Annotated in this window: 10 protein-coding genes and 1 tRNA gene; 5 read left to right on the top strand and 6 right to left on the bottom strand. The window is 49.9% G+C overall.

All coding sequences use genetic code 11. The features are described from left to right. Positions 1–146: 146 nt before the first annotated feature. Positions 147–1,406: a hypothetical protein gene (locus tag ACJMM9_RS11560; RefSeq protein ID WP_405327020.1), complete on the top strand. Its 1,260-nt coding sequence runs from the start codon at positions 147–149 to the stop codon at positions 1,404–1,406. Continuing rightward, positions 1,403–1,846 carry a hypothetical protein gene (locus tag ACJMM9_RS11555; protein ID WP_405327017.1) on the top strand — a complete coding sequence of 148 codons (444 nt, stop codon included), beginning with the start codon at positions 1,403–1,405 and terminating at the stop codon, positions 1,844–1,846. Before ACJMM9_RS11560 ends, ACJMM9_RS11555 begins: the two co-directional genes overlap by 4 nt. Here the strand turns inward: ACJMM9_RS11555 and ACJMM9_RS11550 are convergent. The 4 genes from ACJMM9_RS11550 to ACJMM9_RS11535 all read right to left on the bottom strand — a co-directional run bounded on the left by ACJMM9_RS11550 (position 1,843) and on the right by ACJMM9_RS11535 (position 9,516). Next, entirely contained in the window at positions 1,843–3,537 is a 1,695-nt protein-coding gene (locus ACJMM9_RS11550) for an EAL domain-containing protein (protein ID WP_405327014.1), read from the bottom strand. The genes ACJMM9_RS11555 and ACJMM9_RS11550 overlap by 4 nt on opposite strands. Positions 3,538–3,667: 130 nt before the next feature. Beyond that, on the bottom strand, positions 3,668–4,915 hold the full coding sequence (locus ACJMM9_RS11545; protein ID WP_405327011.1) for a nucleoside recognition domain-containing protein: 1,248 nt from the start codon (positions 4,913–4,915) through the stop codon (positions 3,668–3,670). 149 nt (positions 4,916–5,064) lie between these two features. Further along, a complete protein-coding gene (gene yfcE / locus ACJMM9_RS11540; protein ID WP_405327008.1) occupies positions 5,065–5,706 on the bottom strand; it encodes a phosphodiesterase in 642 nt (213 codons plus the stop codon). Between the two features lie 108 nt (positions 5,707–5,814). Continuing rightward, entirely contained in the window at positions 5,815–9,516 is a 3,702-nt protein-coding gene (locus ACJMM9_RS11535) for a hypothetical protein (protein WP_405327005.1), read from the bottom strand. A gap of 436 nt (positions 9,517–9,952) precedes the next feature. On the opposite strand from ACJMM9_RS11535, the gene gap reads away from it, so the two are divergent. Then, positions 9,953–10,981 (top strand): type I glyceraldehyde-3-phosphate dehydrogenase, encoded by a 1,029-nt coding sequence (gene gap, locus ACJMM9_RS11530; protein WP_405327002.1) that lies wholly within the window; start codon positions 9,953–9,955, stop codon positions 10,979–10,981. A 282-nt stretch (positions 10,982–11,263) separates the two neighbouring features. Here the strand turns inward: gap and ACJMM9_RS11525 are convergent, their stop codons facing one another. Both ACJMM9_RS11525 and ACJMM9_RS11520 read right to left on the bottom strand, forming a co-directional pair. After that, positions 11,264–12,007 carry a hypothetical protein gene (locus ACJMM9_RS11525; RefSeq protein WP_405326999.1) on the bottom strand — a complete coding sequence of 248 codons (744 nt, stop codon included), beginning with the start codon at positions 12,005–12,007 and terminating at the stop codon, positions 11,264–11,266. Positions 12,008–12,026: 19 nt separating this feature from the next. Beyond that, on the bottom strand, positions 12,027–13,040 hold the full coding sequence (locus ACJMM9_RS11520; RefSeq protein WP_405326997.1) for a hypothetical protein: 1,014 nt from the start codon (positions 13,038–13,040) through the stop codon (positions 12,027–12,029). Between the two features lie 127 nt (positions 13,041–13,167). Between ACJMM9_RS11520 and ACJMM9_RS11515 the strand changes: the two genes are divergently transcribed. Both ACJMM9_RS11515 and ACJMM9_RS11510 read left to right on the top strand, forming a co-directional pair. Further along, a tRNA-Lys gene (locus ACJMM9_RS11515) sits at positions 13,168–13,240 on the top strand. Positions 13,241–13,310: 70 nt separating this feature from the next. Continuing rightward, positions 13,311–14,429, top strand: a complete 1,119-nt coding sequence (locus tag ACJMM9_RS11510; RefSeq protein ID WP_405326996.1) for a DegT/DnrJ/EryC1/StrS family aminotransferase — start codon at positions 13,311–13,313, stop codon at positions 14,427–14,429. The last annotated feature ends 12 nt before the right edge of the window (positions 14,430–14,441 follow it).

Here is a 14,441-nt window from a genome sequence, read left to right as displayed (position 1 = left end):
AAATGCGAAAAACGCTCACAAAAATAAAAAATATATTGTATAGTAATTTAGTTCTTAGTCAATGGTCATTAGTCTTTAGTGATTAATTGCGGCATAGCTGCCAAATTTTAAACTAATAACTAGTGACTGATAACTAGTGACTATTTATGAACAACAAAGTCGTTACTATAGTTTTTATTGGGTTGTGCTTGTTGCTCCTGCTTTCTGTGGGAGGCTCGTTTTGGGATGGCTCCATTGACCTTCTTTTGCATAATAGCGGTAACTGGAAATCTCCGAAGACGCATTTCATTTTCTGGATCGGCATGTCGCAGGCGGGCGTTTTGCTTTCGGCCTTCTTGCTAATCATGAAGGTTAAAATCCATCGCCGCACGTCGCTTCTGCTCGAACTCAGCTCGCTTTGCAGTCTGGTCGTTGCCTTTGTTCTATCGCTTGTCTATTCCCGTTCCATCCAAATGAATGGCTATGTCCATAGCGATGTCTATAGCATTGGCATTGTCGGCTTTATGTCGCTCCTTTTTTTCGTGACTCATCTTGTGGCGGCGGACAGTGCCGAGGATGTCGTTCTTTGTAAGGAACTTGCCAAAATCAGGCGGCCTCTTGCATGGATTATCCTCCCGACGGTGTTCTGGGTGGTGTCTGAATTTGCCTTGGATTTCGCGCGTCACGAAAATTCTATTTGGCTGGGAGCGTTCTTCCCGTTGTATGTGGTGGCGATTGTCTTTTACATGGGACTTGCAAGTTCAATTGCGCTCCTTTCATTCGAAAACTACTACAACCGCATGATCGAGCGTTTCCTCATGCTTTGCAGCTGGTTTGTGTCGCTTTTGTTCCTTTGGCTTATTCTTTTGAAGGGTGAGGGGAGCTTGTCTGCTTTTGTCTTTGCTTGCGCGATCCCGCAACTGATGCTTATATTAGCCGTGCGTGAAAATCTTTGGGAACGGATGATTGTTGTCTCGAGTATTTTATTTGGTGTGTTGCTGAAGTGTGATTTTGTTGTAAACCATAATGATTACCATTTCTTTTCAAACGCGACATTTGCTAATGCAAGCCTTATGTTTGCTTGCGGATCGCTTTTTGTCGCCATTTTCTTTGGTGTACGTTTTTTGCTTTCGCGGTTCTTTGAAAACGATGAAATATTGATGGGCGAGGAAAGCGATAGTTCTGATGGCGAGGTCGTTGAAGTCGAAGAAAAGAAGTATTACTCGCCGTTCTCGGCTCCAGAATTCAAGGTGGTGCGCCTGCCTGTGTTGTGCGGGGTTCTTGCGGCTGTCGTGTATGGCTTTTTCAGTTCGGACTGGATCGCTCTTGCGGGGCCATTTGGCGCCTATGTCAGTTGCCTGCTTGTGAGCTTGCAACCTTTTGTTCGCTTTGCTTTTTCCAGAAAACGTCAGGGAGGCCGAAAATGAGCATGTTTGCCAATGCCGTCGCTTGCCTCCTCTGCCTTATTTTTGCGGCATTCCTTTGGAAGATGAAGGGGATGCTGCGTGTCACGCTTGTGATGTTCTTAGTAGTCATGATAAGCTGTCTTTATACGGCGCTTGCTGGAAATCTTGCGGTCTCGGCGATGGAAAATTATCCGTTCCGCATGGTGGCGCTCACGTTCTGCGTCTTTACGACGGGGCTTAGGGAAAATCGCAGGCGTTTCATGGTGCTGGCGCAGACTTTTTGGCTCTGGGTCGAGCTTGTCGGAAATGTGTCGCTTTCTCAAGCGGGGCTAGAGGCTCCGTGGATACGCTTGGCCGCTATTGCCGGAATCGCGATTGGGTGTAGCTTTATGGCCCGGATTTCTAGGGAAATCGAGTTCGGGTTGATTGTCCTTTGGATGGCTGTCTGGATGTTCTTTTAGGAAATATGATTGTAAGTGACTTTGTTTGAAAGTCTCTTCTCGAATTCTTCCTTAGATAACGGCTTGTCGAAAATGAACCCTTGGATTATGGGGCATTTTGCGTTTTGCAAAAAGTCAAGCTGCTTGGAGTTTTCGACGCCTTCTGCGACTACTTCAAGATTCAGCTCGTTAATCATATTGACCATGTTTTTGATGACGACTTCATCATGGTGCGATTCGTCACCGATATGGTCGAGGAGCGATTTGTCGAGCTTGATGACATTGACATTCAGGTCCTTTATGGCCGTGAATGTCGAATAGCCTGTACCAAAGTCGTCTATGGAAACGGAAATCCCGTTCTGGCGTAAATCGTCCACAAATTTTTGCATGGCGACCTTGTCTTCGTAATTCGATGACTCGGTAATCTCGATTTCGATGTACCTGCTGTCAATCCTATATTCCTTCATGATTTTCAGGATATTTTCAGTCAGGTGCGTATTGGCTAGATGGAGCCTCGAAAAGTTGGAGGATACGCGGACAGGTTCAAAGCCTGCATCAATCCAGGAACGGATGTCTTCGCAAACTTTGCGGAATACGTAAAAGTCGAGCTGGCAGATGGACGCTTCTTTTTCAAGAATGGGCAAAAATTCGCTTGGAGGGATAATTTTCCCATTTCGGTTCCAGCGCACAAGGGCTTCGCAGCCGCAGAGCTTTTGATCGCTTACGGAAACTTTGGGCTGATAGTAAACGATAAATTCCTTACGCTCGAGCGCCTCATGGAAAAGCGATGAAACTTCCTTTTCATGGTAGGCTTTGTCGAGCATTCTCTTTGCGAAGTAAACGACATCGTTTCCAGGATGAATTCTGGATTCGTTTAGGGCGACAGAGCTACAGTGCATGATTTCGTTCATGGAATCGCCCTGCTGGATGTCGTAGACGCCGATGCGGCTTTGGATGTTGAGCTGGATTGCCGGGGCCTGAGGCATTGGGACATTCACTTTCATCGAGGAAAGTGTTTTAATGAACATGTCCCTGTTTTCTTTTCTGACGAGGACGAAAAAGTTGTCTCCACCCAGTCTTGCAATTATTTCATCGTCGTGGCACATGGCCATGACGGTATGCGTAAAAATGGTTATCCCCTTGTCGCCAACAGCTGGGGATTTGGATTGGTTGATGTATTTGTAGTTCTTGAGGTTGATGAAGAGGCCGCTAAAGTTTTGCAGCTTGTTTTTCGCCTTGAGTTCAATACTGTGGTGTATCAGTTTCGCGGTATTGGGGGCGCCCGTCATCGTATCGGTCTGGCTTGCGTAATGGACCGCGCTCATGAGCCTGGAACGACCAAGAATGATGAACATGTCGTCGCAAATGAGCTTTACCGCCTGGAGTTCGGGAGGTGTAAACTTGTGGCTTTTTTTAGCCTTGATTTCGATGGTGACTATACCGTTTTCACCCGTTCTGTACGTCTGGATGAGAGGCATGGACTCGTAACCATTGGAGTCTTCGTAAATCGTTTTTTCGTCGTTCAGGCCGTCTTTGGCTATGATAGAACTTGGGGCAATAAGTTTGAGCTTGATATAACCAATGTTTAGGATATTACATATTGGGGGAATTGCAGCGCCTATGCGCTTGCTCATTGCCAACATATCAGGTACATTGTCTAAAATTGCATCCCTAAAATCTTTATAAATACTATTGAAAATGACGTAATCCATTTTCACCCCTTAAAAGTCCACATATTATACACCAAAAACGTGTTCTAAAACTAAATAAAAATATTTCAGAAAGGTAAAGAAAAATTAATAAATCTTCCTGTTTTTATTCCGCTTTAGAACAATGATATGGCTAGTGGATTGGTGGGAAGAATATGTAGGCAATGATGATGGCGGCAATGACTCCGACGGCATCTGCAATGAGGGCGCAGGTGACGGCGTGGCGTGTCTTTTTGACGCCCACGGAACCGAAATACACGGCGATGATGTAGAATGTCGTGTCGGCGGCTCCCTGGAACATGCAACTGAGTCGGCCAGCAAAGCTATCCGGGCCAAGGTTCTTCATGGCGTCGATCATCATGCCGCGGGCGCCGCTACCACTGAGGGGCTTCATGAGTGCGGTCGGGAGGGCGGGTACAACGTCGTTTCCGACGCCGATAAGTCCGAGCAATGATGAAATGCCGTTCATGACGAGGTCCATCGCGCCGCTTGCGCGGAACACGGCGACTCCCACGAGAATCGCGACGAGGTTCGGGATGATCATGACGGCGGTGTTGAAACCTTCCTTGGCGCCTTCGACAAAAGCTTCGTATGCCTGGACTTTCTTATAGCAGGCGAGACCGAGGAATGCGACGATCACGCCAAACAGCACAAGACCGCTGATGAAAAGGCTCGTGGTGCCGAGCGCTTCGGCAGTGAGGTGGCTAAAGTAGAACATCACGGCGATAACGCAGGCGCTGATGCCGCCGAGCCACATGACGGTTACAGGGTCCTTGAGCTTGATTTTCTGGAAAAAGCTGAGTGCGAAAATGCCTGCGATAGTGCTGAAGAACGTCGAGAGGAGGAGCGGGAGGAACACGTCGCTTGGGTTTGCGGCGCCTAGTTGGGCGCGGTAAGTCATAATGCTTACCGGGATTAGCGTAAGTCCGCTTGCGTTCAAAACGAGGAACATGATCTGCGAATCGCTTGCGACGGTCTTGTCGTCGTTCGGGTTCAGGTCCTGGAGTTGCTTCATGGCCTTGAGGCCCATCGGGGTAGCCGCATTGTCGAGCCCGAGCATGTTCGCGCTGATGTTCATGAGCATCGTGCCCACGACCGGATGCCCCTTCGGAATTTCAGGGAAGAGTCTAGAGAAAAGCGGCTGCACGATCTTGGCGAGAATTTGAACGGCGCCTGCCTTTTCACCGATTTTCAGGATGCCGAGCCACAGGCTCAAAATGCCCGTGAGGCCGAGTGCGATTTCGAATGCCGTTTTGGACATGTCAAAAGCGCCGAGAATTGCCTTGTTGAAAATGTCGGTATCGCCGAAAGCAAGCCACTGGACGATGCATGCGATAAATGCACCGAAGAAAAACACGAGCCAAATTACATTTAAAACCATGGCTCTAAAGTAGTAAAATTGTAAGTAATTGGCTGATGACTGGAACGCGTCTTTTCCTCTGCATTGTCATCCCGCACTGTCATCCCCGCCTCCGAGCGGGCATCTCTTTTGTCACCCCGGATTTATTCCGGGGTCGCCATCTCGTATTACTATACAGTCACGGTCGCAATTTCTTCGCCATCTTCCAGCGTGTGGATGCTGAACTTGGCGTGGCCGGACTCGCCTTCGTTGGCGGGAGTGCTTTCGTACAGCCCGAACGTGGGTGGGTTCCCGCCTTTCGGGAGGCTCGTCGAGCCGGGATTCACGAGAAGCACGTCGCGGAAGTTCTTTTCGAGCTTCCAGATGTGCGTGTGGCCGTACAGATACACATCAATCTGCGGCTTTTTTTGCTCAATGTTGTTTTTTTCAGGTGTAAATCCCGTAGATTCTATGGTTTCGAGTGCTGTGCGTGGAAAACATTCCGGCATAAAGATGTGGCCGTGGCTTAAAAAAAGATGCAGCCCGCAATCTTCAATGACCTTGTATTCATTTTCGATGGGCATGTCGAGCATCATCAAGTCAACGTCGGCATCGCAATTCCCGCGGACAGCGAAAATGCGGTCTTTGTATGGAGCAAGAGCTTCGACAACTCCCATTGGACCATGCCCTGCCGGGAGCGGGTTTCGCGGACCGTGATAGAGCGTGTCGCCCAGCAAGAAAATCTTGTCGCAGTTGAACTTTTCAAAGAACGAGAGTGCCTGCCTTGCTGCCAAGGCAGAACCATGAATGTCTGATAAAATTAATGCACGCATAGTTAGTCAATAGTTGTTAGTCAATGGTTGTATTAGACGAGAGAGGCGAATGCTGCGAATATAATCTTTCGTCTCTCGTCTGTAGCCGCGTAGCGGCGTTCTTTCGTCTTATTTTACCGTAATCATCGGGCTGGTTTCGCTCAAGAGGTAGTTCCATTCTTCGCGAATCTTGTCGTATTCGGTCGGATCGGCGTAGAGCGCAAACGTGGTCCACTTGATGCCGCTAGAAGTCTTGGACTTCGGCTGCTTTTCGAAGCTCACGTAATCCGGAGCGCGGTTGAGCGGCTTTGCTTCGGTGAGTGTCACCGTGTGTCCACTAGCCGTCTTGATGTTCAGCTTGAAGCTGAACTGCGTTTCGTGTGGCATGCGGATGGGGTGGTGGCGCTTTGCAACCTTCGGAAGCTTGAAGAGGCTACGTTCCCAGACGTTCGGGAATCTTCCCTTGAGTTCGGAACCGCCCTGACCAAAGTAACCCTTGGAAAGGTAGGTGTTTACGATGATGAGCGGCTTGTTGAACTGGTCGAGATTCTGGATGCGGATATTGCCGATGCTCACGTCCGGGACGCCTGAGGCGAGGAACTCTTCCAAGAGCTTTTCCTGATCCTTGACGTCGCGGCCAAAGAACTTGTTACGGATGGCACTGGCGAACTTGCCCTGGAGCTGCACGGAATCGCGGAATTCGCATTCGCCGTTAGCGCCGATGAACAGGTCGTGCTGGATTGCAATCTGGTGTTCCTGGTTGTCTTCGAGAATCGGAGTTGTGACCACGTGGCTCTGGTCACCGTCAATTACGAGGGCAACTTTGCCTTCCATGTCGAGCGGAACCGGGCGGTCGTTGCCCGTCTTATCGGTCGCATCAACCCAGCGTTCGCTAATCTTTCCTTGTTGCGGGATGTAGAGGATCATGTGGTTGAACTGCTGGATGGTCGGCAAGTGCGAGAAACCTTCTTCTGTGAGGTGGATGGCCGTGAGGTAGCTCTTCACGCCGATGGCTTCGAGCATGTCCTTGAGCAAGAGCGCCATGTCCTTGCAGTCGCCACGGTGTTCCTTGAGGGTCACTTCTGCGGTCTGCGGAATCAGGCTGTGGCCGCCGAATCGCACATCGCGGTAGCGGATGTCCTGGCGGACAAAGTTGATGATCGCCTTGACGGCATCGTCGCCAATCTTGTTGCCGCGCACTTCAAAAGCTTGTTCGCGAACCTTGACGGCCTTCTTGAACTGGTGGCTGATGAGGTTCTGGTAGTCATCACCGACATCGCGCCATTCTTGCTTGCCTGTGAGAATGAGACCGGCACCGAAGTCGCGGTATACCGGCATGTAAAGTTCCTTGCGGACAATGACCGGGTTTTCGATCTTCCATTCGATGCCGCCCTTGATCGGGGACTTCTCAAGCGGACCGTATTCTTCGGTGACAAAGCGTGTCGTGTCGGCATAAATGCGGAAGACGGATTCTCCGACGGGCACATCGCGGCTGCTTTCATAATTCGTGTACGGAATCATGCCCTTGTTTTCAAGATTCGTGCGGCTGAACTGCATGTAGATAAAGTCACCCGGAGCAAGTTCCGAAAGCGGGAAGTGGGCCGTCTGGCTTTCGTTGCCTCCGCCAATTTCAGTAGCATATGTAATATAGGCACCGTTGAGTGTCGCCTTCTGCTTGAGTTTCCAGTTGCTGTCGTAGACTTCGAGAGCGTTCAAGAAGATGCGGTCATAGCCCGGCAAGAAGTCGAACGTGAATTCACGATAAATGGCGGCACCGCGCTGGTCGAGCACTTCGAGGAGCATTTCTTCGCTGCGGACCCAGTTGGCGCTCTTTTCGGCCTTGAGGGATTCCTTCTGGTAATGAATCACGGCGGGGAAGTCGCCTTCGACGGCGGTCTGCTTAGCTTGCGGGCGGAGGAGCGTCTTCAGGTCGGCGGTACGTTCTTCGACAGGCGTAATCGGCTTCTGGAGAGTACGGTTGTCCGCCTTGCCGAGGTAAGCCTTCGTTGCGGAGAGAAAACTCTTGGCGTCTTCGTTGTCTGGGCGGAGGGCGAGGGCCTTGGTGAGCGCCTTTTCTGCATCGCGATAATTGCGGCTATAGAACAAGATCTTGCCGTGCATCGTCCAGACTTTATAGTCGTTCTTTGCCTTGGCGAGCGTTTCGTCGCTGATGGCGCGGGCTTCTTCGTAGCGACCGAGGAACATGAGTGCGTCCATGAGCGTTTCGCCAAGTTCCTTGCTCATGCCAAAGCGGCCGCGAATGCCGTACAGGATATCGACGGCTTCGGCGTACTGGTCAAGGCCCATGTAGGTCTTGGCGAGGTAAACGCCCAGGCGTGAACTCGGCTGCGTGTCGAAAAGTCTTTGTACCACGATGAGGGACTGGTGGCGCTGTCCCAAGCCCCAGAGGGCATCGCTCAAGTTGATGACGTATTCCGGATTGTTTGGTGTGTAGCGGAGGGCCGCTTCGGCGCATTCACGGGCATGGCCGTAGTCGAACAAGGCTTCGTACATTTCGCCGAGAATGGAGAGCAACTTGCCGTTTTTACGCACGAGATCCATCTGGCTTGTGAAATAGCTGATGCCGGGGCCGTAAAGTTCCTTCATCTGGTACACGAAACCGCAGTTGATGAGGTAAAGCGGTTCTTCCGGATCCATCTTGTTCGCGCGTTCAAAGTAGCTGAGGGCCACAAACGGCTGGTCTTCGAGCAAGCGGAGAATACCGACCTGGCTCATGACGGCGGCGTTGAACTTGTTCTGCTTTTTGCGGGATTCTTCGTCACTTGCGGTCTTGGGCATGGCACCGACCTTGAGGCCGCTAATCGCGTTCTTCATGACGGATGCGTATTTCTTCTTGTTGATGCCCTGTGTCCAGGTGGCAATCAATATGCCGCGTCCGTTATCGTAGAAATATCTACCTGTATAATAGAAGTCGTATTTGTTGACGACATGGGTGAGGGTAAATTCCTGGGCATAGCGGTCGCCGACCTTGACGCGCTGGACTTCAAAGCTAGCCTCGTTCATGGAAAGTCCAAGACGGTTCAAAAGAACCTTGAACATGTCTTGCTGACTGACTTCGTCGCCTGGGACAATTGCGCCGTAAACAAAAAGCGAAATATCTTCTTTCTTGTTGCTGAGAACCAGGTCTGGGTCTTCGTTCTGACGGGCGACACTGGCCCAGGTGTGCCAAAGCGTATCGCTTGTGCTCCAGGAATAGCCGAGATCTGCACTAGAATGCTGCATGATGCGTTCGGCAGAGAGTTCCGAAACTTCTTCTTTCACGACGTCTTTCAGCTTGAATGTCGCAAAGAAGTCTTTCCATTCTTGCTTGAGGGCGCCTTCGGGGAGCTGCGTGTCTGTTGCGGCGAGCGTGAGCGTGAAAATTCGGTTCCCGGCGCCAATCACGAGACCGACAGCTTCGTAAGGCGTGTCGTAGCGCTTGCCGGCCACGTCAAAGAATGCGCCTGTCGTGCCAAAAGCTTCTTCTGGGTAAGTCTCGGCAAGTGTTGCCTTCTTGCCGCTCGATTCGAAGGATTGCATTTCGATTTGGGCACGGTCCATGAGGCGGAGCGGTTCGCCTTCGGGGAGCATCACTTCGACGAGAACGGCTCGGCGCCCGGTTTTCGGGTTGTAAAATTCATAGGGGGCATTGTCTTCGCCGCCGATGATTGTCCATCCGTTGTCAGGTGCGGTAAATGTGCAACCGCTAGTTTCGATGGTGCCGCCAGTAGCGATTGTGGTCGGAGCTTCTTCGGTAACATAGTCCGAGGCTGAATCGTCGTCGTATACTTCGGTTGTTTCTGAAACTTCTTGCGTTGGGGTTGGATTCACTTCGGGTGTATTGTTGCCGGCGCAGGAAATAAGGAAAAACAGTCCGAAAGCCGCTGTAAAACGGGCACATAAATTTTCTTTTTTTACAAACGAATAACGCATAATAATCTCGGGAAAAATGTTTAACACCCTAATTTTAGAAAAATAGGGTAGGACAAAGTAGCGCTTTGCGATACAAACAAGAATAATCTTATTATCCTTTCTTAATCTTTACATTGCAAAGATATGTTAGCTTAAACTAATAAAAAGGGTGGGGCTAACCTCACATGGAGGTCTTAACCCATTTGGACGGTTTCAGACCCCTAAAATAGGCTCCCAAATCTCTTTTTTTTCGATTATTACTACACAAAAACTTTGATTTTTTGTATCTTTCCTGCCAGCAAAGCTCCACCGTGTAGGTGGGTAGCAATTTCAACAATAAAAAAAGGATCCAATAATGGCTCTCAAACTCGGTATTAATGGTTTCGGTCGTATCGGCCGTATGGTCTTCCGCGCTGCTGTGGAAAACTTCTCCAAGGACATCACTGTTGTCGGTATCAACGACCTTCTCGACGCTGACTACCTCGCATACATGCTCAAGTATGACTCCGTCCACGGCCAGTTCAACCACGACATCAAGGTCGAAGGCAACTTCCTCGTTGTCGACGGCAACAAGATCCAGATCTTCGCTGAAAAGGATCCGACCAACATTACTTGGGGCGCTCTCGATGTAGACGTCGTTGTTGAATCCACTGGTTTCTTCCTCACTGCAGAACTTGCTGAAGCCCACCTCAAGGCTGGTGCTAAGAAGGTCATCATGTCTGCTCCGTCTAAGGACTCCACTCCGATGTTCGTGTACGGCGTGAACGACAAGACCTATGCTGGTCAGAAGATCATCTCCAACGCTTCCTGCACCACCAACTGCCTCGCTCCGATCTCTAAGGTCCTCAACGAAAAGTTCGGCATCGTCCGTGGCCTCATGACCACCGTTCACGCTGCAACTGCTACTCAGAAGACCGTTGACGGCCCGTCCAAGAAGGACTGGCGCGGTGGCCGTGGCATCCTCGAAAACATCATCCCGTCTTCTACGGGTGCTGCTAAGGCTGTGGGTAAGGTTCTTCCGGAACTCAACGGCAAGCTCACTGGTATGTCTCTCCGCGTGCCGACTTCCGACGTTTCCTTCGTTGACCTCACTGCTGAACTCAAGAACGCTCCGGCTGCTGACAAGGACGCAGCATACGCAGCAATCTGCGCTGCTATGAAGGAAGCTTCTGAAGGCGAACTCAAGGGCATCCTCGGCTACACCGAAGACGCTGTTGTTTCTACCGACTTCCGCAACAACTCCTGCACTTCTATCTTCGACGCTAAGGCCGGTATCCAGCTCGACCCGACCTTCGTGAAGGTTTGCTCTTGGTACGATAACGAATGGGGCTACAGCAACAAGGTTTGCGAAATGGCTCGCGTTATCACCAACTACAAGGGCTAATTAAAGTTTAAATAGTGTTAGTGGTGTGGGCGTAACGCTCTAAGCAATTTGATTCCCACACCTCCGCTAAAAAAGCTTTTGGACCTCGCCAATTCGGCGGGGTTCTTTTTTTATGCTTTGTCACCCCGGCCACTGTGCCGGGGGCGGCATTTTCTGAAGACAAGTATCTTGTTAACCCGAAGATGTTTTTTTCGTCATCCCGAATCCCGCAGGGATGAGTGATCCAGTTAAGTCTAGATTTTACTGGATGGGGCTTTGCCTTCAGGATGACGTCGTGATTAATCACAACGTCACTTCTTTCAGAAAATCCGCTTTAAGCTTGGATAGTAACGTTGCCGCTTTGCGCTTTTCTTTGCGCTGTTTGCGATTGCGGAGCAGAGTCGGGATGACGCTTGGGTGGTGGAGCGCAAAAGGCAATGAGGCTTCGGCGCCGAATGCTTTGGAAAGTACGATTGCCATTGACTTGTAATCGCGCATTCCCGCGATCATCTCAGCTTCATTGCTTGTCGCTTGAGCTACAAGATAGGGCACGGAGAACATCTTGCCGCCGGCGTGCATCATGCGGAGTGTATAGTCTGCAAGTCTTGCGTATTCAGGGAGCGTTGTGTCAAAACCGCCTGTGCGCTGAATAATGCGTCTCGAATAAATTCCGAGATACGGATGCGGCGCGGCGACGTAGCGCAGTGGGGCGTTCTCGTCGATTTCGACAAAGCCCGATCCTTTAGCGGCCGGCTTCAATAAAAATCCGCCTAGAAATTTTTCTTTGTCTGTACGAATGCGAGGTGCAAATGCATCGACCATCGGAAAACTGTCTGTGACTTCTGCAACGTTGTTCAAAAAGTCGCGGTCGATCCGGATGCTTGGGTGCGCAAACACGACCCATTCTCCTTCGATCTCGTCAAGATGTTTATTCCATTCGTTTGTATGGAACCAGGCTAGTTCTTTATCCGTGAATGGCGGTTGGGGTAATTTCCCCTGAGACTCGTCAAAGTTTTCGTCAAAAACAAAAACGTCGAACTGGCGCATGGCTTATCTCAATTGGATTCTAGAACTCTATGCGCAGACCGAGCCTGTGCTCATATCCCATGCTTTCGGCGAGATACGAAAAGGCGTAGTCAAAGCCGAACAGGTCTGAAGTGTAGCCAAGGCCGAGGCTGAACACGCGGGCTTCGTTCGATTCATCGGGCCTGCTGGACGAAGACGCCAGTTCCTTGATATCGCGGGATAAGTCTAGCCATGTACGTGTGAAACCAGCGCGAATGCGGAAAAATTCCCCGAGCGCATATTCGGCGCCGAGGTTCAGGTCGGGTTCTGCATAGCGCGGAAAATCGGTTTCGGCAAACAAGGTCAAACGCGGAACGCTGCGCGGCTTGAGAAATCCGCCAAAGGCGAAAGTCTGTGATAACGGGTAGGAATCGTCGGCGTCTTTTTTCACATAGCCGCGAATCATCGCACCGAAATCTCTAGCCACAAAGGAGATACCGTAATTTTTTGAATCAGACATCCAGGTCAAGCCCCAGTCGAATGCAGCCGCTAAAGCGGTCTGGTCTCCGGCTTCGCCTGTCAGTTTATCTGATGCAAACTTGAGCGTTGCACCAACACGGATGTGCTTCATCGGATAAGCGACAGTTGCCGTTGTCAGCTGGCTGAAGGGCTTGTATTCCTTACCCGTTTCTTGCCCATATTCATCGTAACCCGTGATCGAACCGTAAGAAATCCAGTTGTACGAGAACTGTAGAATAAATTTTTGATATTGCGTTGTGTAAGAGAGCGATCCCTGGTTGCTTGCGAATTCACCTGTTTGCCAGTGGGCTTCGGCAACGCGTTTTTTGCCCTCGGCAATGAGTACTGCAGCAGGGTTCAACTGAACAATAGACGGGTCCGTGGTCGGAAGTGCAGCCGCTGATTTTTCAAGGGCCGCGTTGCGAGGACTGTCAAATGTCGATAGAAATGAAAAAACTTCTTGCCCTGCATCGTGCTTAGAAAAATAACCAAAATCTGCTGCGGGGCATGCAATTGCAATAGATGCTATTACGGAGAGTTTTTTCAATAAATCCATGATATAAATTTATAAAAAATCAGAAGAAAATTTTTGAGATATGAAGCTGTAAGCTTATTTTTTTTGTTTATTGGTGCTTATAATGCCTTTACAATATGGAAATGTTTTTGTATATTTGCTCCTGCTCGGGCTACTAGCTCAGTTGGTAGAGCAACGCCCTTTTAAGGCGTGGGTCGAAGGTTCGAGCCCTTCGTAGCTCAGTAATCGGTTCCATTTATCGGAGCCGATTTTTTTTATATTAAGACAAAAGTTTGTTTTGTGAAAAATTATATGGCTAAAGTTCCCTTTCTCGATTTGAAACTTTTAAATGCTCCGTACATGGATGTATTGAAAAATGCCGCATGTTCCGTTGTGGAATCGGGCTGGTATATCCGTGGGTGTTTTTGTGAACGCTTTGAACAGGCGTTTGCTGAATATTGCGGTGTAAAATACGCTGTAGGCGTGGGGAATGGTCTTGATGCCTTAACCCTTATTTTGCGGGCGTCCATGGAACTTGGGCGCTTGCATGAAGGCGATGAAATTTTAGTGCCTTCGAATACGTTTATTGCGACTGTCCTTGCGGTTAGTGCGGTAGGGCTTAAGCCTGTGCTTGTGGAGCCTTCTGCAAATACATACGATATGGATCCGAAGTTGCTGGAAAAGGCATGTGGTGCGCGAACCCGCGCGATTCTTGCGGTGCATTTGTACGGGCGCCTTTGTGATATGGATGAAATTTGTGAGTTTGCCAATACGCATGATTTGCTCCTGTTCGAAGACAGTGCTCAAGCTCATGGTGCTCGTATGAGCGATGGTCGCTGTGCGGGCTCGTTTGGGGCGGCGGCCGGTTTCAGTTTTTATCCGACAAAGAATCTGGGAGCGCTTGGCGATGCGGGCATGGTCCTCACGAACGATGCCGATATTGCAAACATGGTGCGCGCTCTCGGGAATTACGGTTCTGAACGTAAGTATGTGAATAAATTCAAGGGCGTGAATTCTCGTTTGGATGAGATGCAGGCATCGCTGTTGCTTGCAAAGCTTCCGCATTTGGACGAATCGAATGAACGTCGCCGTGAAATCGCGGTCCGTTATTGTTCTGAAATCAAGAATCCGAAGGTCATTTTGCCGGAGATTCCTGCAACGCCGTCCGAGCATGTGTGGCATGTCTTCGTGATCCGTTTAAAGAGCGAAGAATCCCGCAATGAATTGCAGAAGTTCTTGGGTGCGCGTGGCATTGAGACGCTTATTCATTACCCGATTCCACCGCATCAGCAAGAAGCGTATGCACACGAGTTTAATGGCGAGTATCCGATTGCTGAAACCTTGGCGAAGACGGTTCTCAGCATCCCCATGAGTCCTGTGATGACTGATGATGAAGTCTCTGAAGTGATTGCGGCAATTAATGAGTTTTAAAGATAAAATGTG

The organism is Fibrobacter sp., assembly GCF_045112255.1.
Taxonomy (GTDB): Bacteria; Fibrobacterota; Fibrobacteria; order Fibrobacterales; family Fibrobacteraceae; genus Fibrobacter.
Note: the sequence above shows the minus strand (reverse complement) of the source record. Positions and strands in the feature narration are given on the sequence as shown.